This window comes from Shewanella sp. DC2-4, from assembly GCF_013248875.1.
GTDB classification, from domain to species: Bacteria; Pseudomonadota; Gammaproteobacteria; order Enterobacterales; family Shewanellaceae; genus Shewanella; species Shewanella oncorhynchi.
Genome location: NZ_JABRVR010000002.1, coordinates 1,339,784 through 1,362,262 on the forward strand (window position 1 = coordinate 1,339,784; position 22,479 = coordinate 1,362,262).

The 22,479-nt window shown below is 46.3% G+C and carries 17 protein-coding genes and 1 pseudogene; 11 read left to right on the top strand and 7 right to left on the bottom strand.

All coding sequences use genetic code 11. The annotated features are described in order from the left end of the window. Positions 1 to 80 precede the first annotated feature (80 nt). Positions 81 to 1,607, bottom strand: coding sequence for a sigma-54-dependent Fis family transcriptional regulator (locus tag HQQ92_RS06655; RefSeq protein ID WP_173244071.1), 1,527 nt, complete (start codon positions 1,605 to 1,607; stop codon positions 81 to 83). A 165-nt stretch (positions 1,608 to 1,772) separates the two neighbouring features. On the opposite strand from HQQ92_RS06655, the gene HQQ92_RS06660 reads away from it, so the two are divergent. From HQQ92_RS06660 to HQQ92_RS06670, 3 genes are read left to right on the top strand one after another with little or no spacing between them, the layout of a single operon-like run. Beyond that, positions 1,773 to 3,326, top strand: coding sequence for a flavocytochrome c (locus tag HQQ92_RS06660; protein ID WP_173244074.1), 1,554 nt, complete (start codon positions 1,773 to 1,775; stop codon positions 3,324 to 3,326). 41 nt (positions 3,327 to 3,367) lie between these two features. Beyond that, positions 3,368 to 5,005: a histidine ammonia-lyase gene (gene hutH / locus HQQ92_RS06665; RefSeq protein ID WP_173244077.1), complete on the top strand. Its 1,638-nt coding sequence runs from the start codon at positions 3,368 to 3,370 to the stop codon at positions 5,003 to 5,005. Positions 5,006 to 5,047: 42 nt separating this feature from the next. Continuing rightward, complete coding sequence (locus HQQ92_RS06670; RefSeq protein WP_173244080.1) at positions 5,048 to 5,431, top strand: cytochrome c3 family protein; 384 nt, start codon at positions 5,048 to 5,050, stop codon at positions 5,429 to 5,431. A 207-nt stretch (positions 5,432 to 5,638) separates the two neighbouring features. On the opposite strand, the gene HQQ92_RS06675 is transcribed toward HQQ92_RS06670, so the two are convergent. Next, on the bottom strand, positions 5,639 to 6,928 hold the full coding sequence (locus HQQ92_RS06675; protein ID WP_173244083.1) for an alpha/beta fold hydrolase: 1,290 nt from the start codon (positions 6,926 to 6,928) through the stop codon (positions 5,639 to 5,641). A 255-nt stretch (positions 6,929 to 7,183) separates the two neighbouring features. Between HQQ92_RS06675 and HQQ92_RS06680 the strand changes: the two genes are divergently transcribed. The 8 genes from HQQ92_RS06680 (at position 7,184) to HQQ92_RS06715 (ending at position 16,881) form a co-directional block, all read left to right on the top strand. Then, the gene (locus tag HQQ92_RS06680) at positions 7,184 to 7,828 is read left to right on the top strand and encodes an MBL fold metallo-hydrolase (protein WP_173244087.1); all 645 of its coding nucleotides are present in this window, start codon (positions 7,184 to 7,186) and stop codon (positions 7,826 to 7,828) included. 145 nt (positions 7,829 to 7,973) lie between these two features. Then, entirely contained in the window at positions 7,974 to 9,713 is a 1,740-nt protein-coding gene (locus HQQ92_RS06685; protein WP_028761018.1) for a methyl-accepting chemotaxis protein, read from the top strand. Positions 9,714 to 10,034: 321 nt separating this feature from the next. Beyond that, entirely contained in the window at positions 10,035 to 11,051 is a 1,017-nt protein-coding gene (locus HQQ92_RS06690) for an XdhC family protein (protein WP_028761017.1), read from the top strand. Beyond that, the gene (locus tag HQQ92_RS06695) at positions 11,051 to 11,818 is read left to right on the top strand and encodes a nucleotidyltransferase family protein (RefSeq protein WP_375539966.1); all 768 of its coding nucleotides are present in this window, start codon (positions 11,051 to 11,053) and stop codon (positions 11,816 to 11,818) included. The genes HQQ92_RS06690 and HQQ92_RS06695 overlap by 1 nt, the downstream gene beginning before the upstream one ends. A gap of 3 nt (positions 11,819 to 11,821) precedes the next feature. Beyond that, positions 11,822 to 12,325 (top strand): (2Fe-2S)-binding protein, encoded by a 504-nt coding sequence (locus tag HQQ92_RS06700; protein WP_028761015.1) that lies wholly within the window; start codon positions 11,822 to 11,824, stop codon positions 12,323 to 12,325. Position 12,326: 1 nt separating this feature from the next. Next, on the top strand, positions 12,327 to 14,573 hold the full coding sequence (locus HQQ92_RS06705) for a molybdopterin cofactor-binding domain-containing protein (RefSeq protein ID WP_173244090.1): 2,247 nt from the start codon (positions 12,327 to 12,329) through the stop codon (positions 14,571 to 14,573). Positions 14,574 to 14,833: 260 nt separating this feature from the next. Beyond that, a complete protein-coding gene (locus tag HQQ92_RS06710; RefSeq protein WP_028761013.1) occupies positions 14,834 to 15,325 on the top strand; it encodes a DUF1097 domain-containing protein in 492 nt (163 codons plus the stop codon). Between the two features lie 104 nt (positions 15,326 to 15,429). Continuing rightward, positions 15,430 to 16,881 (top strand): methyl-accepting chemotaxis protein, encoded by a 1,452-nt coding sequence (locus HQQ92_RS06715; RefSeq protein WP_173244093.1) that lies wholly within the window; start codon positions 15,430 to 15,432, stop codon positions 16,879 to 16,881. 270 nt (positions 16,882 to 17,151) lie between these two features. Here the strand turns inward: HQQ92_RS06715 and ltrA are convergent. The 5 genes and pseudogenes from ltrA to fhuF form a co-directional block, all read right to left on the bottom strand. Continuing rightward, positions 17,152 to 18,626: pseudogene (gene ltrA, locus HQQ92_RS23925) on the bottom strand (group II intron reverse transcriptase/maturase). 949 nt (positions 18,627 to 19,575) lie between these two features. Next, complete coding sequence (gene xthA / locus HQQ92_RS06725; protein ID WP_105252109.1) at positions 19,576 to 20,388, bottom strand: exodeoxyribonuclease III; 813 nt, start codon at positions 20,386 to 20,388, stop codon at positions 19,576 to 19,578. Next, entirely contained in the window at positions 20,388 to 20,687 is a 300-nt protein-coding gene (locus tag HQQ92_RS06730; protein WP_006082200.1) for a YciI family protein, read from the bottom strand. Before HQQ92_RS06730 ends, xthA begins: the two co-directional genes overlap by 1 nt. Further along, positions 20,687 to 21,232: a septation protein A gene (locus tag HQQ92_RS06735; protein WP_028761007.1), complete on the bottom strand. Its 546-nt coding sequence runs from the start codon at positions 21,230 to 21,232 to the stop codon at positions 20,687 to 20,689. The genes HQQ92_RS06730 and HQQ92_RS06735 overlap by 1 nt, the downstream gene beginning before the upstream one ends. Before the next feature lie 113 nt (positions 21,233 to 21,345). After that, complete coding sequence (gene fhuF / locus HQQ92_RS06740) at positions 21,346 to 22,416, bottom strand: siderophore-iron reductase FhuF (protein ID WP_173244096.1); 1,071 nt, start codon at positions 22,414 to 22,416, stop codon at positions 21,346 to 21,348. Positions 22,417 to 22,479 lie beyond the last annotated feature (63 nt).

A 22,479-nucleotide genomic window follows, 5' to 3' on the forward strand; every position in this document is an offset into this window, starting at 1 on the left:
TATGTGACCTTTGTTATTTATGCACTTTGTTAACCGATGCTTTCTATTTTTGTTATAGCGCACTCGTTAGCCTTGAAAGATTACACAATCCCCAGTTTCTTCATTTTGCTACGCAGCGTATTAGCATTGATGTCCAATAACTCAGCCGCACCTCCTGGACCATAGAGTTTTCCACCTGTAATCCGCAGTGCATGACTAATGTATTTTCTGGTCATAACATCAAGGGGCACAAGTTTATCGCTCGCATAGTTTGGATCTATGATAACGGTTTGATTTGCTTGGGTCGTAATTTCCTCACCCTGATGTGGAGCAAGGAAGCCAAAATCTAACGGTCCCGAAGGTTGTTGTATTATCGCCCGTTCGAGCACGTTAATGAGTTCTCGGACATTTCCTGGCCAAGCGTATTGATTCAGAATATTCAATTGTTCCGGTGCAACTCTTGGCAATTGAGGCAGGTTGAACTTTGAACTCAGTTGCTCGATAAAATGCTGTACGAGTAAAGGAATGTCTGTACGTCTTTGTCTTAATGAAGGGATTTCAATAGGGAAAATAGCTAAGCGATACCAAAGATCTTCCCGAAACATTTCTCTGTGTACCATAGCTTGTAAATTTCTATGGGTGGCAGCCACTATACGAATATCAAGCTGTACAGCATCATGCCCACCTACACGGGTAATACTGCTATTTTGAAGTACACGGAGTAATCGAACCTGTGCGGATAGTGGTAGCTCACCAATTTCATCGAGGAAGATAGTGCCGCCATTGGCTTGTTCGAAGTAGCCAATTTTACGGGACTCAGCCCCAGTAAATGCCCCTTTTTCATAACCAAAGAGTTCGGAGTCAATCAAAGTATCTGGAATGGCGCCGCAGTTGACCTTGATAAAGGGCTTATCTGAACGTTCAGAAAGTTCGTGAATAGCATTGGCTATTACTTCTTTTCCACACCCCGTTTCACCCAGCATTAGGACGGTCGTATTAATCTTGGCAATAGATTGCACTTGCTGCATGACGTGTTTCAAGCCTGAATTGGCTCCCACTACGCCATTCTGGACATCCAGTGTTCTGCGAAGACTCACATTCTGCTTTGAGAGTGCTTCATTTTCTTTAAGTAAATTACGTCCGCGTAGATTTAGTGCAGTGATCAAGGCTAATGCATGCATATGCGGAGCAATTAAATCAGCATGACGAGGGCGAAAAACGCCTGTCGTTTTGGCATAAAATCCGACTATCCCAAGGTGGGTATTTTCGATAGACATTCTCAAAATGATCAGCGAACGAATACCACTGATCACCTTAGGTGCAACTAAAGCTGTGATTGGGTCGTGCTCAATATCATTAACAATTCTCACGCGTGGGCGTTGAGGGTCATCTAAGCACTTAGCCAGTTCTTCAGGGATAGATATTTGCCTATCTAAGGTACATGATTGGTTAGCATTGACATGAGCTATAAATTGTATGTCATTAAATTGTTTGCGAAAAATATTAATAAATAGCCCATCAATAGGCAGTTCATCCCGAATAAACTCGAAGTAACTTTGCAGGGACTTTTCGAGTTGTAGGCTACTGAATAATCTCAGTGTCGATTCGTGATAAAAGTGTTTTTCCATTGATATTTCATGTTAATCATTAAGTATCGTGATTGTAGATCTTTATATTTCGTGATTCCGTGCCTCCAATCAAAGTTCCCCACTTAATTACCTCTTTTTAGGTGCTTGGCACAGCGCATGCACTTCCATGCTGACAAGTTCCAGCCATTATTGAAGGAAGTAAGCATGAGTAAAACTCAAGATATTGATACAGGCCGTCGGCAGTTGCTAAAAGGTGGGGCCGTGATGGCTGCTGGCTTTGGGGCTGCAATAGCCTTACCTGCAACAGCCAATTGTGGTGTTGCTCCTGAAGTATTTGATGAGATTGTGGATGTATTAGTTGTCGGCAGTGGCTTTGCTGGGATGTCTGCGGCATTACAAGCTAGAGAGGCTGGTGTGAGCGTTATGGTTGTGGACAAGATGCCAGTCTTTGGTGGTAATTCAACTATCAATGGCGGTGCCATGGCTGTGGCGGGCTCTGAGTTGCAAAAACAGGCTGGAATTAATGATTCTGTCGATGAAATGGTCGCCGATATGATGCGAGCAGGTCGGGGCATGAACGATGTTGAGATGTTAAAACTGGTGTGTAATGGCACGGCTGAATCCTGTCAGTGGTTGATTGAACATGGGGTTAAGTGGAAACCTTTTGTGCAGCATTTTGGTGGACACTCAATACAACGAGTCTTGCAAACCGTTGAAAGTTCAGGGGCAGGTATTATCAGACCGCTGATTAACGCCGCGAGAGATAAAGGCGTGGTGATGAGAAATCAGACCAAGCTCGAAAGCTTTGTGAAAGATCTCGATGGTCGCGTGATTGGGGTCGAAGTTCGTGAAGGTTTTTATTTCCCTAATGAGCGAACCGGTAAAATACGTCGCATAGGCGCGCGCCGTGGTGTTGTTATGGCAACGGGGGGCTTTGGTCGCGATATTGAATATCGCATGATGCAACTACCTGAGTTAAATAACGACTTAGATTCCACCAATCATGCTGGTGCAACTTCAGAAGCCCTAAAGCAAATGATGCTCTTAGGTGCTAACCCTATTCATTTAGACCAAATTCAACTCGGCCCATGGGCATCTCCCGATGAAAAAGGCTTTGGTACTGCATCCCAGTTCAACACGATTGCGACCTATCCCCACGGTATTGTGGTGGATGTGCGCACTGGTGAACGTTTTTTCAATGAACTTGCAGATCGTAAAGCGAGAGCTGACGCTATCATGACTCGCCGTGATGAACATGGTCAGCCTGTTTATCCTATTGGTTTCACTAATGCAGAAGGGGCTAGTAAGGCGCAAACCTTAGATTGGGGACTGAAATATAAGGTGATTAGTAAAGCAGAAACCTTAGACGAACTTGCTGCTATTTATGGTATGCCAGCCAAAGCACTAAAAGCTCAAGTCGCCCGTTGGAACGAAGCGGTAAAAAATGGTGTTGATAAAGAATTCGCACGTCCTCTGCAAGAAGCCATTGTGCTAGATAAAGGGCCTTGGTATGCCGTTCGTATGTGGCCAAAAGTTCACTATTGCATGGGCGGCGTTAAAGTGAATACCCGATCAGAAGTACTGCATTTAGTCACCTACCAAGCCATTCCAGGGCTGTATGCCGCAGGTGAAGCAACCGGAGGAATTCACGGTGCTAGCCGTTTAGGCGCTTGTGCTGTCGCAGAGGGCGTTGTTACTGGTCGCAACGCGGGCCGAAATTGTGCCGCGGCAAAGGCGGCGGTGCTTAAGCAAGCATAATTAGATTTTTATTAAAAATTACAATGTATTGGAGAATGGTAATGAATAAATCAGTGTTGATGGCATCGCTTACTTTAAGCCTACTCTCTGGGAGTGCTTTAGCGATGGAGCACGTTGTCCTCGATGGTAAACATTTAACGCAAGAACAAGCATGGGCAATCGCCGATGGCGCTAAAGTCAAGATTGCATCTCAAGCGAAAACCCAACTCGTTAAAGCTAATAGTTTGTTGATGGAAGCTGCTCGTTTAGGTAAGCCTGTTTATGGTCTTACTGTGGGCGTTGGTTTGAACAAAGATCACAAGTTATTTGATGCCAATGGCAAGTTAAGTGATGAAGTGCTTGAGGCATCACGTAACTTTAACTACAGCACTTTTCGAGCTCATAGTGCAGGAGTCGGTGACGCTGCACCGATTCGGTTAACTCGATTAGCCTTGGCGGTACGCTTAAATACTATGCTCGCGGGACAAACAGGGGTGCAACCTGTTGTGGCTGAACTCTATGAGGCATACCTTAACAAAGGGTTAACGCCAGTCATCCCCGCCCACGGTACTGTAGGTGAAGCGGATATTTTGCTCTCATCCCATGTCGGGTTAGCTATGGTGGGTGAGTGGGAAGTATTCTACAAAGGACAACGTGTTAGCAGTAAAGATGCTATGGCGGATGCCGGAATTACACCACTTGTGCCTATGGGGAAAGATGCACTATCAATTCTGTCTAACAATTCGTTTTCAGTTGCTTATGCGATGCAAGGTTACCGTGAGGCCAAGCAATTACTCTCTATCTCGCCAACGCTATTTGGTTTAAGCCTTGAGGGATTAAATGGTAACGTGGCGCCATTTTTACCACAAACCAATGATATTCGTCCTTTCCCTTATATTAAAGCCAGCACAAGTGACATTCTAAAACAGTTAGATGGCAGTTATTTATGGCAGCTTAATGATGAACGTCCTTTGCAGGACCCTCTCAGTTACCGAACGACAGCATACACGTTAGCCAGTGCTGAACAAGCGTTAGCAGAATTGAATGATGTGGTAAATATTCAAATAAATCATTCGGATGATAACCCTGCAGTTATTGTTGGCGCATCGAATGAGTATGCGAAGTTTCCACAGGTTGCTAAGTATATTGTCGAAGGGCAAGGTGGTGTGTTCCCAACCACGAACTTTGAACCTTTGCCTGTTACACTGGCAGTACAAAACTTGAGCGTGGCGTTGACGCATGTATCCCATAACAGTGTCATGCGCACTATCCACTTATCCGATGATCACTTTACTAAACTGCCACGCTTTTTAAGTGCTCCAGGTAATAATGGCCATGCTTTTGGCGCGATTCAAAAAGCTTTTGTAGATATGCAGGTTCGTAATAAACAGTTGGCGACCCCAGTGTCATTTGATGGGATTTCAATTGCGGGGGGAATTGAAGATACTTTCACTAACCTGAAGCTTGCTGCGGACAATTTGATCCAGATTGTTGACAACACACGTGTGATCTACGGTTTAGAGTTGCTGCATTCAAGTCAAGCGATTGATTTACGTAAGTTGGCCACTCCAGATCTTCATTTAGGTAAAGCGACCGAAGCCATGTACAAGGCTTACCGAGAAAAAGTGCCATTTGTTGCTCAAGATCGCCCATTCACGCCTGATATCCAAACTTCAACTGAATTTATCGCAAATTATTAATATGTTATGCGGGGCAGTATGCCCCGCTATAGGAAGAGTCTGATGTTAAAACCCTTATATACACTTTTACTTGGTTGCATGTTCATGCTGCCAATAACAACAAATGCGATGAATATTAAGGATTATCATAAGGATGTGATGACAAGTGAGAATGGTCAGGTCGACTGTACTGCCTGTCATGGTGATGTAAAGCGTAAGACCATACCTGATGCCGCAGTGTGCGCTAACTGCCATGGTTCTCCTCAGGATGTGGCTAAACTGACTAAGCGACCTGAAGACGCGGGGCATTCGGTCGAGCCCAATCCCCATGACAGTTTACATTACGGTTCTGATTTACCATGTACCTACTGTCATCAAGAACATAAAGAAAGCAAAGTTTATTGTAATCAATGTCATGAATTTACTTATCCTAAAATGAAGCGATAGTTTTAAGATTTTGTCACTTTGCTTTGTCGTCTATTTTATTGGGCAATGCACTCGCCGAAGGTGAGTGCATTTTTTGCAAAAAAAAGAGTAAACCAAAACGGTTTACTCATACGGAAATGGGTCGTTAAAGCTTGCCAAAATCACTCAACTGATGAGGAGCAGGCATATAATCTCAGCATTAACTTAATTAGCCCTTAAAGCTCATATTTATCTTAGGGTGTCGCCTCGGTTTAAGCTGATGAGCTTATCCAGTATGCGTTCTCCATCCATGCGGATGCCGTTATGTTCATATTCTGATGTTAACCAATACTTTAGCCTGCCAACTTGTTTTGTGGTTTCTAAACTGTATTGCATCTCTACAAACATATCTTCACTGTAAATGGCCGCTGCAACAGGGACTCGGTTTTGTGCCAGTTGCTCTAGATTGTAAAGTGTTGGCCAATCTGATTTATGGGCAAGGATTTCTGCCGCGGCTTTAAGCGGCACTAAGTGACTAAATTGGTCAAACATCCATGGGTATATCATCTCACCTGTGAATAAAAACGGTTTACCTTGTTGATAGTTAAAGACGGGGAATTGCTGTCTAACCCTGTGTGCCGACCATTGTGAAGCCGAGTGTTGACAGTAGATGGCTTCATGCAACAGGGCAAAAATAGGGTTAGTGTTGTAATCGAGCATTTGACCGAAATGATTTAAAAATAACGGGTTAACGACTGTCCCTGAAGCCGTGTTGATCAAGGCTTGTTCAAGCAAATAATAAACCGATTCAGGCCCTTGCTCCATTCCAATATTAATACCCAGCAGTTGCAACATTTCAACCGTGAGGCGTTCACCCGTTGCCAAATACACTTCATTTTCAAGCAAATGTTTTGCTAAGCGAGTGACGAGATGTTGAGCATCGTGGAAGCGTTGGAAAAATTGTTTATTCTTCGCCAGTACGCGTTGATAAGTCGCAAGATAGACGTCGTCGCTGCTACGGGTTAATGATGGTATGCCACCCGTAATATAGGCTTCGCTGACGCCTTGAGGGGCGGCGCTTAAATAATGTAACACGCAAAATCCCCCGAAACTTTGGCCGAGAATCGCCCACTTATCGGCGGGACAAAGCTGGGCACGAATCGTTTCGGCATCACGAATGATATTGTCAGCCCTGAAATGGCTTAGGTAATCCGCTTGAGCTGCGGGATCTAAATGTTGCAGGCTTTGGTAATTAATCGGTGTTGATAAGCCTGTACCACGTTGATCGAGTAATAACACTCGATATTCTTTTAATGCGCGGCGGATCCAGCCGCTGTTGCTGGCGGGACGCATGGCCGCAAATCCAGGGCCGCCTTGAAAAAATACGATATAAGGTAGTTTTTTATCTTTGTTTTCTGGGCTACAGAGTTCTCTGGCAAACACTTGGATTTGCTCTGCAATTGGATTTTGATAGTTGAGGGGTAAGGTAAAAGTGTGTTTCTTCGCCAGCACTCCGGCGAGAATAATATCGGGTTTCATCAAACAACCTTAATGGCAGAGGATCATGTTATTGTGATTGGCAGATTGTATACCCAAATAAGCTGAAGATGCAGCAACCTAGGCTACCTGAAACGCGTATCTTCAGCTAACTTGGGTATAGACAAAATAGTTTATGTCGTAAGCTAGGATTATTTGATTAGCTTTTGGTGAAGATCAATTTTTTGGATACAAATTTGAGCCATGATGAGTTTCTTAGCGTAATCTATCGCTTATGGATAACACGAGATTGAAGCTATGAAGTATCAGATTATTCCAGTGACACCTTTTCAGCAAAATTGCAGCTTGATCTGGTGTGAAAAAACCAAGTGTGCTGCGGTCGTGGATCCCGGCGGGAATATTGACAGGATCCAAAACGAAGTGGCGAAACTTGGACTCGTCCTCGAAAAAATCCTCCTTACCCATGGGCATATCGATCATGTCGGTGGTGCACAAGCCTTAGCGAAAGCCGCCAATGTGCCGATTATTGGCCCGCATATTGCCGATAAATTCTGGATTGATAACTTACCTAAGCAAAGCCAAAATTTTGGTTTTCCCCATTGCGATGCCTTTGAACCGGATCAATATCTGCAGGATGGCGATATTGTTAAAGTGGGCGAGCAAAGTTTATCTGTGCTGCATTGCCCTGGGCATACGCCGGGACACATTGCACTTTTCTCTGCCCAATCTAAGTTGGCGTGGGTGGGGGATATTTTGTTTCGAAGTTCTATCGGCCGCACCGATTTCCCCCAATCAAATCATCAGGATTTAATTCACTCGATCACCGAAAAACTGTGGCCCTTAGGCGCCGAGGTTGAATTTATTCCTGGGCATGGTCCTATGTCGACTTTTGGTGAAGAGCGCGAGCATAACCCCTTTGTCGCGGACCAACTTTTACTGTAATTGAGACGCCATTCAGCATTGCTTGATTTGTGAGCGATAATCACTCGCAAATCAAATGATTATTTCAGCTAATAAACCAACCTTTTTTATGTTTTCTGTTTTTCCTTCTAGACTTAAAGCAGTTCTTCCGTCTACTGGGGTAAGTATGAAAACAAAAACAATGATGAGCGTGGTCTTTTCGACCATAGTCGCGAGTGCCGTGATTTCTGCGGTATTGAGCTTCAATGTTAAGTCTAAAATCGATCTCTTTAATGATGCGGCTAGCGTCCGATATCAGTCCTATCAAGTTGCCGATGAGTTAAGACAAAGTTCCGATGACCTAACGCGTCTCGCTCGAACTTACGCTGTTACGGGTGATGAAAAATACGAAAAAATGTATATGGATATTTTGGCTATCCGTAATGGTGAGAAGTCTAGACCTGAAAAATATCACCAGATTTACTGGGATTTGGTGTTGAGTTATGGCGATAAGCCAAAGCCCGACGGTGCTAGCATTGCGATAAACACGCAAATGAAGTCCCTCGGTTTTTCTGATGAAGAATTCCGTTACCTTGAACAAGCTCAGCAAAACTCAGATGCGTTAGTCGCCCTCGAAGTGAAAGCCATGAATGCCGTTAAAGGTATTTTTATGGACCCCAACACCCAAACTTACACGATCAAAGGTGAGCCTAACTTAACTATGGCGAGGGAGTTATTACATAGCGACCAATACCACAGAGAAAAAGCTAAGATCATGCAGCCGATTGATGAGTTTTTTACAGCATTGGATAAACGTACCGATGGTGATGTGAATAACCGACTCGACTCCCTGCATGCTGCATTAAACTGGTCCCAACTGGTGTTATTTATCGTGATTTTAGCCGCCGTTGGCGGATTTATTATCGTTAAAAGCAGGATTGTGACTCCCTTAGTGCAGACCTGTGTTGAATTGCTCGATATTCAGCGCTCTAAAAATCTTGCGCGGCGGATCTCTGTTACGACTCAGGGGGAAATTGGCGAAATCGTTAATCAAATCAACTTGTTTATATCCTCCCTTGCCAGTTCATTATCGACGACGGATGGCATTGCAAAAGAGGTGGCTGATTTAGCTAAGCAAACTAAAGCATCAATTCAAATTTCGCGTGAAAGCTCAAATCGGGTGGCGAGAGAACTGGATGCCAGCGCCAGTGCGATGGAAGAAATGACCACGACCTTAGTGCATGTGAGTGAGAGCACTTCGAATGCTGAAAGCCGCGCCGCCGAAAATGAAACGCATGTCACTGTAGGTAAACAGACAGTATCGGAAGCGTTGAAAGCCATGTCGGTATTAGAAACTGAGTTTAGGAATACTCAAGACTCTATGTCACATCTAGTGAACGAAAGTACCCAAGTCAGCAATGTGTTGAGTGTGATTAAGGCAATTGCTGAGCAAACGAATTTGCTGGCACTGAATGCCGCGATTGAAGCCGCACGGGCCGGTGAGCAAGGACGAGGCTTCGCTGTGGTAGCTGATGAGGTTCGATCATTAGCCCAGCGCACTCAAGATTCCACCAAGGAAATCGATGATATTGTCGCAAGCCTTCAAAGCCGTACCAATCAAGTGGGTACATCTGTGACTCAAGCGGCGACGCTAATGCAAAAGGCAGGGGTAGAACTGCAACGTATCGTGGCAGTATTTGAGGATATTCGCCATAGTACGGAAGCGATTCATGGGATCAATACTCAGGTTGCCGCTTCAACCGAAGAACAATCCTTGGTTTCTAAAGAAATCGCTTCGAGCATGATGGTGATCCGCGATAATTCCCGTGAAGTATCACAGATTATCGAACAGATTGAATCGACATCCATTAGTCTAGACAACCAATCCCAGATACTGCGCACTAAGGCGGGCGAATACCAGTTTTAGATGAAATGTGGTTGATTCGCGAACAAACGCCACTCAGACATGGACGTCAATTCTTCCTCTTTAACTTCCCCTGAACATATTTTATGCTTCAACACTTTTTGAAATCTATTACTCCTTTCAATACGCACACGCCTTTGCTAACTTGGTTGTCCATATGTTTAATGCGAGCGTTTGACGAAGCGGTTTTATTTGCTGATAAAACTTGCGTCAAGCTTTGATGACAAATAGACGTCGATAGCTGCGTTATTAACAGTGATAGTTTCAATAGCGATAAGCGCATTAAATTTTTTAAATCTCCCTAACCCAATGGAGTCCTTGCGGATGGATCACCAAATCGAAGATTTACTAGAGCATTGGCTACCGCTGGCAGATGACGCTTGGGTGCTTGCGGTGATCACCCAAATTCAAGGTTCGGCCTATCGTAAACCCGGTGCCATGATGTTGTTCCATGAGTTTGGTCAAGGCGTAGGTATGTTAAGTGGCGGCTGTTTAGAAGCCGATTTACGCCGTCATGCTCAAAATGCCATGCAGACTAAGCAAGTCATGTGCGTCACCTATGATGCAAGCGATGAGTCCGATGCCAGCTATCGACTCGGTTGTGGTGGCATAGTAGATATCATGTTGATCCCTCTGCTAAAAGAGAATCATGATCTTGGCTTAGTTGAGCTAGTGCAGGCATTTCGCCACGGTCGGTCGGGTTTTTACCAATTGCCTTTAGTCAAAGCGGGGACGGATGCACGCCAGTATCACGCTGCGTTTTATTCTGAGGAGTTGACGCCATTCCCCGCCAGCGATTTTGTACGCACGGGCGTTTTCACCCAAGACGCGGGAGAATCACTGATTATTCCCTTGAGACCAAGATTCCATCTTGGGATCTTTGGCGGTGGTATCGATGCTAAGCCCGTTGCCGCCATGGCCCACACTTTAGGTTGGCAAGTGACTGTTTTCGATGGTCGTACCGCCTATGCCAGAGCGGCGGATTTCCCCCATGCCCATATAGTGAAACTGACCGCGGGGGAATTAACCGCGAATCATATCGCTCAATTGGATTGCGCCGTGGTGATGAACCATAACTTGGGCTTAGATGCTGCGGCATTAAAGGTTATTCAAGCGCATCCGCTAGCCTATATCGCCTTGCTTGGTCCCGCCCATCGACGGGATAAAGTGCTTGGAATGGCAGGGCTCAGTACTGAATCTTTTTCTGGGGTATTTTCTGCTCCCGCAGGGCTTGCCCTTGGCGGCGAGTTACCGAGTGCCGTGGCGTTAAGTATTTTGGCCCAGTGCCACGGCGTGCTCCATGGCGCAACCTTAAAACATCTCGATGAGATAATGCGTTGATGACATTGCCGCCAGTACAAAAGCCTTCTGTACTAATGTCTACAGCGCCAAAGTCGGCAGCGCTAACGTTGACAGAGAAAACGCCACTTTCATCCAAGCGCCTGCTGATTGTGGTACTTGCGGCGGGTGAGAGTAAGCGCTTTGATGGGGTAAAGTTAGCGCAACTTCTACCATCACATAGCGCTACGGAAATTCGCGAACAAACCATCATTAACACTCATGTTGAGCGTTTACAGCAGCTTAGTTGCCAAGATTTAGGTTTGGATCGCAAAGACACTCATTCGCTCCAGCATACGCCTTTGTTAATCATACTCGGTGCTCATCAGTACATATTGCAGCCATTATTAGTCGAGCTTCATTCCCGCCAACCCTTTGATATTTTAGTTAATCCACAGTGGCAAACAGGCTTGGCATCCTCAGTGAGTTTGGCGGCAAGCTATGCCAAAGAGCAGGGCTTTGATGCCATGCTGCTGACATTGGCAGACCAAGTGGCCTTGAGTGCAGACGATTATCGACAACTGATTTGGACATGGCATGAAACCGGTAAAGACGTTGCCGCCCATTATTTGGATGATTTAGGCGTACCAGCTATTTTTAATGCCTCTACATTACCGCAGTTCACTCACTTGAGTGGTGATCGCGGGGCGAAATCGATTCTAAAACAACAAGCACAGCGGGGAGCGTTAGTCGCTATAACACTACCCCGCGCCGCAATTGATATTGATACCCAAGCCGATCTTGCGTCGTGGTTGGCACTTAAGGAGTGAGTTATGGCAGAAGTATTATCAACCACTGCAGTTATCAAGGAAGCCAGTACCGCCGCTTCCACCCAAACACTTTTCATCAACGGTAAATCATTTACCTTAGATGCCGATCCTAAAATGCCAATCCTGTGGGCGTTACGGGATATTTTAGGGCTCACGGGCACTAAATATGGTTGTGGTGCAGGGCTATGCGGTGCTTGCACTGTGCATTTAGACGGCCAACCTGTGCGCGCCTGTTTAACCAGTTTGGGGCAGGCACAAGGAAAACGTCTGACAACAATTGAAGGGCTGGATAATCAAAAGCTTAAAAATGCATGGGCCGAACATAACGTGCCCCAGTGCGGCTATTGCCAAGCGGGACAACTGATGTCGGCTGCGGCGTTAGTGGCGCAGCATCCGAAACCTTCTGAAGCACAAATCAACTCGGCCATGTCGGGTAATATCTGCCGCTGCGGCACCTATCCTAGGATCAAAGCCGCACTGCAAAACTATGCCAAACAGGAGGGCTAATATGAGTACTTTTACTGCCGTAGAAAATATCAGCCGCCGCGACGTGTTAAAACTGTTTAGCGCAGTGGGGGGCGGATTAGCATTAGGGGCGAGTGGACTAACTTGGAGCCCTATGGCGCTGGCGCAGGATAAAGAAGCGCGGCTGAATCTGTTTATTGCCATTGGTGAAGACGACAAAGTGTACCTCACTTGCCATCGCTCCGAGATGGGACAGGGGATCAGAACCGGCATTCTGCAAGTCTTAGCCGAAGAGTTAGACGCGGATTGGGATAAAATCGTCCCTATTCAAGGCTTAGCCGATAAACGTTATGCCAGCCAAAACACTGACGGTAGCCGCAGTATTCGCGAAAATTACGACCGTATGCGCCAGATGGGGGCGATGGCAAGAACCATGCTAGAGCAAGCCGCCGCTGCGCGCTGGAAAGTCCCCGTGAGCGAGGTGCATACCGCCGACCATAAAGTGTTGCATGCAAAATCGGGCCGCTCGGCCAAGTTCGGCGAGTTAGCGTTAGCCGCATCAGAGCAACCCGTACCTGCCGTTGAGTCATTAACCTTTAAAGAGGTTAAAGATTTCAAGCAGATTGGCGCATCACGCCAAATCGTTGATATGGATGCCATGTTAAGCGGCAGCGCGATTTATGGTTACGATATCAAACGCGACGGCATGCTTTACGCCAGCATAATACGCCCACCGGTGCTCGGGAGCGATGTGGCAAGCTTGGACGATACCGCAGCGCGTAAAGTGTCCGGGGTAGTGGATGTGTATCGTTTGCCAGCCGCTAAGGGCGCACCCGCTTTTCAGGCTTTGGGCGGCGTTGCTGTCATCGCCACAAACACTTGGAGTGCCCTTGAAGGGCGCAAAGCTTTAAAAGTCACTTGGACTCAGGCCGACAACAGTCAGCATGATTCAAGTCTCTATTTGAAAGAGTTGGTCGAGCGGGTACAGCAAAGCGGTAATGTTGTGCGCCAAGTTGGTGATGAGATCAAAAACTGGCACGAAGCGAATACGTTAAAGGCGGTTTATACCGTGCCTTATTTAATCCATTCCTCTATTGAGCCGCCCGTTGCAACTGCCCATGTGACTGGAAAGGGCTGTGAAATCTGGGCATCGACCCAAACGCCGCAAAGTACACAGCAAAATGTGGCCGCTGCGTTGGGTATGGAAGAAGATGCGATTAAAGTGAATGTCACCCTATTGGGTGGTGGTTTTGGGCGTAAATCTAAACCTGATTTTAGTGTTGAAGCCGCGCTGTTATCGAAGCAATTCAAGTGTCCAATTAAGGTGAGTTGGAGCCGCGAAGATGAAATTCAAAACGGTTATTACCATGCTATCAGCGCCCAGTCCTATCAGGCGCTGTTTGATGCCAGCAACAAACCGACCGCGCTTTTAGCCCGTACGGGATTCCCATCGATCAGTTCAACCTTTGCTGAAGGGGTGGAATATCCCTCTGGCGGTGAGTTGGATTTAGGCTTTGTGGATGTGCCCTTTGCTTTGCCAAATTTAAGATACGAAGCGGTAAAAGCGCAGGCGCATAGCCGTATTGGTTGGATGCGCTCTGTGTGTAACATTCAGCACGGTTTTAGTGTCGGCAGTTTTGTCGATGAAATGGCTCATCGTTCTCAGGTTTCTTGCCCTGCAATGTGGCGTAGCCTGTTAGGTGAAGCAAGGCGTGAGACCTTTACCGACCAACAGTTTAAATATGGCAACTATGGCGAAGATCTTGATCGTCATCCCGTGGACGTCAGTCGCTATTTTGGGGTAATCGACGCGGTCGAAAAAGCCCAAGCTAAGGCGCCCAAGGCGGGTGAAAATCAGGGCTGGGGTTTTGCTGTACACCGCAGTTTTGTGAGTTACGTCGCTGTGGCTATGTTGGTGGAAGTGAGTGAGGATAAACAGCTTAAAGTGCTTAATGCCATCGCAGCCATAGATGCGGGCACGATAGTTAACCCTGATAGGGTAAAAGCACAGACAGAAGGTGCGATTGTATTTGGCTTGAGTTTAGCCTTGATGGGGGAAATCACTTACAAAGAGGGCAAGGTGCAGCAATCGAATTTCCACGATTATCCTTTGCTGCGACTTCCCCAAACTCCCGATATGGAGATCATCATTATTGAGTCTGATGCTGCGCCAGCGGGCGTGGGTGAGCCGGGTGTGCCGCCCGTTGCCCCGAGTTTAACCAATGCGATTTTTGCGGCGACGGGGCAGAGGATCCGCGATCTTCCCGTGAATAAACTATTGCGAGTGTAAGTGTCGGCAAGAGGGTTAACTGAAAGCCGTTTGAACAAAAAAGCGCCTAATAAGCGCTTTTTTCGTTTTTTTACCACAAAAAAATTGCTTGTTAGCGATTTTACGGGCATTAATGCCGAAAATTAGCAATAGATCAGGTTTTTGTTACCAAAATAGAGGTAATTTAACCAATATGTTTACCCAAGCCACCTCAAAATACACATTTTAGAGCGCCCAAGGGTATTAAACTTCCGTGAATAGAATTACTAAAGGGGTCATCCATGGAAAATCGTTGGCAAGTCGCTATTTCTGCCGGCCTATTGGCGGCTATTTGGTGTGGCGTCGCAGATGCTTTTCATCTGGTCACTTGGATCGGCTTTTTAGGTTGTAGCACTTTTTTTGCTCAACCTAAGGCTGGCTTTCAGGGCGTGATGATGGCGTGGTGCACAAACCTGTCCGGTGTATTTTGGGCTTGGCTCATTATCTCGGGTAGCAGCTTTTTTATTTCGCCCGTATTTGGGTATATTTTTACCGGCATAGCCACTTCGGCCATGTGTTTACAGGCAAGTTATCAAAAGCTTAGCTTTATTCCCGGCGCATTTATTGGCTGTTGCACTACCTTTGCTATGGCGGGTGATGTGGCCAATGTCGTGCCGTCGTTGATCATTGGTGGCTTATTAGGTTTTAGCATGAGCCTGTTAACGGGGCAGTTGGTTACTCTGACACAAAAGTGGTCTGCCGCCACACGTAACCAAGTTGCTAGCGCTGATTAGCATAATACCTGCTCAGATCTTATGACTGACATAGTTGTCGTGGCAATCTGAGCTATACTGCTGATTTAGTGCCAAATAGCATTTTGTTCTTAGGAATTATCAAGATGAAACAAATCCAGTTTCGTACCATTGATGCCATATTGATCAAGTTCAGTCTCAACGGAAAATTTTGGGTAGTGTGTTCTATGGTGGCGCTGATCACGGCCGCCGTGGCGCTTGTCAACTATCAACATGCGCACCGTAACCTTGAGCAGGCCTCTATCGCTCGAGTTCAAGCTAGCGTCGATACCCTAGCGCAAGTTGCAATGGCGCAAAAGCTAGAAGCTGACGCCTTATCTCAATTTGCCAGTCAACACGGGTTAACTGTAACTTCAAGGCAAAGTGAAGCGCAGCGTCAAGGGGATAAAGTGACGGCCAGCGCCAGCGTGTCAGGCCAAGCCTTACAACTGACGCAGAATGTCCATGAGTGGGAAGTCGATGCGCGTAGCGATGCTAACTTTATGTTCTGGTTAGCATTAGTGGGCTTGTTGCCTTTATTCCAACTGAGTTACTGGATTTCGACTTCACTCGGTGGTGGATTATGGGACATGTACTTAGCCATCAAACGCTTAGCCGATGGTGATTTGAGCTTTAGATTAAACTTCTTTGGTACTGACGATTTCAGTTTGATTGCCCGCGAAATCGATCGCTGCGCCGACAATATGAGTGAAATGGTGTCAGCTATTGGCAAAAATGCACAGACCTTATCATTGGCATCCGATGAATTTAATCAACAGGCGGCCACCAGTGATAAACTGATTGGGTTCCAACATCAATTCCTCGATTCCGTTGCCGTGGCGATGGCGCAAATGACCTCAGCGATTGAAGAAGTCTCTGTTAATGCAAGTAATACTTCGTTGCAAACCAAGGAAAATTCAACCCAAATGTTGGCCAGTCGTGGGCGTATTAGCCACACAGTGGAAAGTATTGGCTTACTCTCAACTAAGATTGGCGCGGCGTTTTCATCGGTGGAACAATTGTCTAAGGATGCGGCGAGTATCGATGCTGTAGTCACAACCATTAACAGTATTTCCCAGCAAACCAATTTGTTAGCCTTAAATGCGGCCATTGAAGCGGCCCGTGCCGGTGAGCAAGGTCGTGGCTTTGCTGTGGTAGCCGATGAAGTGCGTACCTTAGCGGGTCGAACTCAACAGGCCACGGTAGAAATTCAGGCCATGATTGAAGGCTTACAATCTGGCACGACTCGTTTATCTAGTATTACCATGGAGATAGTCGATCAGGCCGATGAAGGTCGCAGTGCGATTATCGCCGTCGGTGATGATGTTCAAGGTATGGCGCAATCGGTCAATGCGGTATTTGATATGAGCAGCCAAATTGCCGCCTCGGCGGAAGAGCAGAGTGTCGCCGCTCGCGACATTGCCGGACAATTGAATGAAATCCGCCATCAGTCAGAAACTATCAAACAAACAGCCCAGCGTAGTGTGACCTTAGCCAATGATCTGCACCATGCCTCGGTCGAGTTAGATGGCATTTTAAAGCAGTACCGCACGAGTTAATATGTCACCTTTAATGTGAGTCGTCGGCATGGGGTGTTGAGCAATAACGCCCGATACTGAGTCTCATGTTAAGTAGTAACGTATCATCCGACAATGGCGGAAATCGTAGATTTCCGCCATTTTAATTTGGAAGTACCCAAAGAACTATTTAGTTATATTGTCGGGTGGACGACACTTGTTACCAAGTGCCGTCTCCCTAAGAACCGTACGTGCAACTTTCACTGCATACGGCTCAAGCCTCCACAAAAGCATCGTTTGATACCCAGCAACTTATAAAGCAGTCAGAGCAGGTTCGTTCCAAGAGCTGCGAGCTAGCCTTTTGGACTTTCTCTTCGCCAAGTATGCTTGGTATTGAGGGTCAAATGGTGTTGCTGAACTTCGGATTTTCACATGTCTCTCGATAGGCACTTTGGCTATTTGGAAGAGATTGAACTGGCAATCCATACCCAAGAGCTTCTGCCAACCGTGAAATTGCCACTGGCCTTTTCGATTGACGAAGTATTTAAGGGCGATCCAAGTTTTAGATTTGGTTGGATGACGCCTTTTAGCCCAGTGCCATAACGCAAGGAATAGCTTGTGGCCTACATATCCAAACACCTGTTTCGCGACGCAGTGTCGATAGTAATTCGACCATCCCCTAAGTTTCGGATTTATCAGTTTGATAAGATCGTTCACGGGTAGGGTTACGTGCTTTTTGATGAGTTCACGCAGATGACTTAAGAACATCAACGTATTGGATTTACTCGGTTTAATGAGCAGTTTTCCTTTGTACTTCCTATGGTTAAAACCTAAAAAGTCAAAGCCATCGTTGATGTGAGTGATATGCGTTTTCTCTTCGGATAGTGTTAAGCCTCTTTCTGCTAAGAAGTCAGTAATCAACGGTTTGATATCGTTCTCCAGCACTTCCTTTGAAGCACAAGTGACGACGAAATCGTCGGCGTACCCAATAAAGTTGGCTCTAGTCCCCTTTTTTGAGGGCGGTGGATTTTATGTGCTGCTCAAGGCCTGCAAGAGTCATTAACATCAAGGTTGGTGAGATGATCCCGCCTTGCGGTGTACCCTCGTCGGTACGATAAAACAGCCCTTTATCCATAAAGCCAGACTTTAACCATTGTTCCAACATCCGCTTATCTACGGCGATGTTATCAAGAAGCCATTGATGACCGATCTTGTCAAAACAGGCTTTGATATCACCTTCGAGAACCCATTGGGCTGATGTCTTTAGAGCCAGACACTTAAAGCACTGATCGACAGCGTCAGCAGTACTGCGGTTTGGTCTAAACCCATAGCTGTTAGGGTCGGCAAGTGTTTCTGACACGGGCTCTAGTGCAAGAAGGTGGAGTGCTTGTTGCGCTCTGTCTATCATGCACGGGATACCGAGAGGTCTGAGCTTGCCGTTTTTCTTAGGGATGTAGATACGCTTGAGCGGCTTGGCTTGATAAGCTTTTTCTGCTCAATTGATTGACTGCTTTCATGCGGCGTGCATCTGTGTTCCAGATAATGCCGTCTATTCCAGGCGTCTTACTGCCTTTGTTTTTCGACACTCGTTTAACAGCAAGGAGTTTTGCTGAGCGAGAGTGAGTCAGTATCCATTGCAGGGCTTTCACCTTGCCTTGTTTACCTTCTCTTGTTGCCTTTGCAATACGCATCTGAAGCTTTAATACAAGCGACTCAGCGGCCTTCCAGTCAATGGATTTCCACGGGTTGCTGTCAGGGGAGGCACTGATTTCATGCGAAATCATCATTTGCGTTTCACCTTGAATAAAGTTCTTCAAATTCTCTCGCAACGGGAGACCAGTCGGAAGTGGGCTCACTTTCGTGCCAGACAGTTGTCTGTATCTGCATCGTTACAATGCAGCCTTTGCTTTCTCCAACATCCTATACCTGCACCGCCATCGGCTATATTGGCTTTCCCAGAGGGAGCGATACAGGCTTACCGTGTTCCGTATGTCGCGCAATGTCAGGTTAGATGCCCGCTATGGTGCGGAGAGTACAATGATCACGAAAGAGCATGGGACAATCTCTTTCCGACTCTCGTGCCTTTTGGCTACAGCGTGTTAACCACTTCCGCTGTTTCATCGCATGACGCACCTTACGCGGATTCACTTACATTCATCATACTGACTACCTAGCACTCACCCGATTTGTGGTTATCAGGAGGATCATCCCCTCGCGGTTTATATCCCGATTGGTCAAAGACTAATCTTCGTTACATTGTCAGAGCCGCTACTTTATTCAGGCTCCTAGGTTCATCTGGTGATACAGAAGGTTCACTCGTTAAGCGGTGAACAGCGCTTCATACGACTTCACGTCGCACGTCCCAAAGCATGCTACCTATTTCTTTAAAACAAACAGGCTTCGCCGATGCTAAACAGGTGAACCATGGTTATTTGCGAGACGACCGTCTGCCCCATGGCCGCTCTTTGGCGTCCATGCCATCGCGGCATTTGTGAATCCTTTCACATCAGATGGGGCGGTCGAGCATCTAAGGATGGACTGGCTGCGAGTCGACGAGTGAATGCCATGGCTCACGATTAATCTGTGGCTGAAGCTAAGCTCACAACTTTGCTGCGATGTATGCTGTTCATTTTTAACTTACTTGTGCCAATCTCATTCTGCTTAAGTCACTCTCAAACAAAAACATCGGCCTAAGCCGATGTTTTATGTCTACTAAGATGATCGAACGTTAGCTGATTAAGCCTCTTTGAACGTGCTCCAGATGGGCGCGTGATCTGAGGGTTTATCTATGCCGCGCAGATCGTAATCGACATCGGATTCGACTAAACGTGCTGCCAGTGAAGGCGTTGCTAAAATCACATCAATTCGCAGGCCGCGGTTGTCATCGAACCCTTTGCTGCGGTAATCGAACCAAGAATAACGTTCGATGCGCTCTGGGTGTAATTGACGGAAAGTGTCGACTAAACCCCAGTCTTGCAAGGTTTTCAACCACTCACGTTCTTCCGGTTGGAAGCTACATTTGCCGGTTTTTAGCCAACGCTTACGATTGACTTCACCTATACCTATGTCTAAATCGGTCGGCGAAATATTGATGTCACCTATGATGGCGATATCTTCATCGTTGCTGTGATTTGTCTGCAAGTAGTGCATTAAATCCTGATAAAACTTACGTTTAGCAGGATATTTTGTTGGGTGGTCTATGCTTTCGCCCTGGGGGAAATAGCCGTTGAACACAGTCAATGGACGACCATTCGCTTGGGTAAATGTGCCGATAATCATGCGGCGCTGGGCATCTTCATCATCGCTTGGAAAACCCTTTTGCAGTTTTTCTGGTGCGACTTTAGACAGCATGGCAACACCATAGTGAGCTTTACCGCCGTGGTAATGCACTTGATATCCCATAGCTTCGACTTCGGCTAATGGAAACGCCTCATCGTGCACTTTGGTTTCTTGCAGGCCGATAATGTCGGGCTGGTGGCTATCGATTAAGGCTTGCAATTGATGCAAGCGTGCCCGCAGACCATTGATGTTAAAGGACACTATTTTCATTAAGGCAGGACTCGTTTAAAGGGTTTAACCACAACACTTTTGTAAACGCCCGCTTCGATATAGGGATCGGCATCGGCCCAGTGTTTTGCTGCCACTAAGGATTCAAAATCTGCGACAACCAGTGAACCACTAAAGCCTGCATCACCAGGGTTTTCACTGTCGATGGCTGGGTGTGGGCCAGCGATCAGTAAACGACCTTCATCGGCGAGGGCTTGTAGGCGAGCTAAATGGGCTGGGCGTGCGGCTAAACGTTTTTCTAAACTATTCTCAAAATCTTGAGCTGAAATCATATACCACATTATTTGAGTTCCTTGCGTTGATCTTCGGGAAGGTGTTTATAAAGATAAAATACGGTCAGGACAGTATTAATTAAGGTTAAAGCGGTTAAACCAAACACTTTAAAATTGACCCAAGTTTCTAATGGCAAACTAAAGGCGACATAAATATTGACTAGGCCACAAGCGGCGAAAAAGATCACCCAATACCAAGTTACGCGAGCCCAAATTTTGTCGTCTACTTGCATTTCTTTGCCTAACATCGACTTTAATATCGATTTATTGAGCAATTGACTGACACCTAAGGCGATGGCAAACAAACTATAGATGATGGTCACTTTCCACTTGATAAAAGAATCATCGTGAAACACTAAAGTGAGTGTGCCAAACACTGTCACCATCGCAAAGGTGATTAAGTGCATCTTTTCAAGTTTCTTATATAACGCATAGGTCACGATCAATTGAAGCGCGGTGGCTGCGATCAATGCGCCGCTGGCGATATAAATATCGAAAAATTTATAAACGGCAAAAAAGATGACGAGGGGCAGGAAATCAAGCAGTTGTTTCATAAATAATCATGTTAAAGAGACATGGGCTTGAGTGTAGCATGTGCAACATAAGGGCAAAAGCACCATGGGCCTAGGATTGCGATCTTGCCCATTAAATGGGTTTAATGGGCAAGTTAGACTTGTGCTTGTTTGGCGGCGTTTGTCTTAGCGTTAGGGCGACTTAGTAGTGGGCAATCGTGGCATTGGCCAGTGTTGGCGAGTTGATACCTTAGGCAGCAAGTACGGCGAATACATTGGATGTTTGTGCTGTCTTCTTTGGGTTCAACAATCAAATTGATGCTGTTATACAGTGGATTTTGGGTGCCATCAAAAAAGGTCGTTCGGCGAAACAGAGCTTGCTTAAGTTGCTGACTTTGTTGCTGAGATAATCCCAACTCTCCTAGATACCAGTGGATCAGATAGCCTAAGTGACTCCAATATAATTTAGCGGGCACGGGGCTCAAAGTGAGTAGGCGCTCAACACTCGGTTGCAGTAAGTTTAAGATAAAGCCTTGTAGGGCGAGTTCTTTATCAACTGGCGGCTTATATGAAATTAATGACGAGTGTACCTCAATGTCTATCTTGTTACTTGGCTTAGTGTTTATTTGGGTAAGTGGTTCGATGCCATGGTGTTTTTTAAAGGTCAAAGCGGTATTTGGCTGTTGCTTTGTTATTTTAAATTCAAATTTTGCCACTCGGCCACTTGCGTGTATCCGCATAAAAACGGACTGTGGCTGCCAGTGAATAGGCTCGAATGTGGCTTTTGGGGCGTTAAAAATCCACTCCATCACAGGCGGAACTAAAAGGCCAAAATACCATTGGCCCCAAAGTGAATGCAGCGCTTTGCGAGTGTCTTTTCTACTGGCCGCAGCGCTTTTACTGGCGAAAGCGTGCGCTCGGCTGTTTGCAGCTGTTTTAGTCGCCTCGGTTTCAGCTTCAGTTACAGTTTCAGTTTCACTCTGAGTTTCTGCGCTAGGGTGTGCGATGGCAAAACGTGCAATGAGTTTTTGATAAGTATCGGCGCAGCTCCATTCATCAAAACTGAACCCAGTAGGGGACTGCGTTGCGCTAAGGTGCTCGCCATAGAAGGGTGCCCGTTGATGTAACAGCTGATTGAGTGACAAAATAGTTTGATTCAACGCGTTGTGGCTTGGCGCTGTATCGCACAATGTTTGCAGTCTGGTGTCTCTCCGTTGGCTTGCCATTGTCACTCCTTATAGGGTTGTGATTGATTCCCGCGGTTATCGATAAGTCCATGTAAATGATTA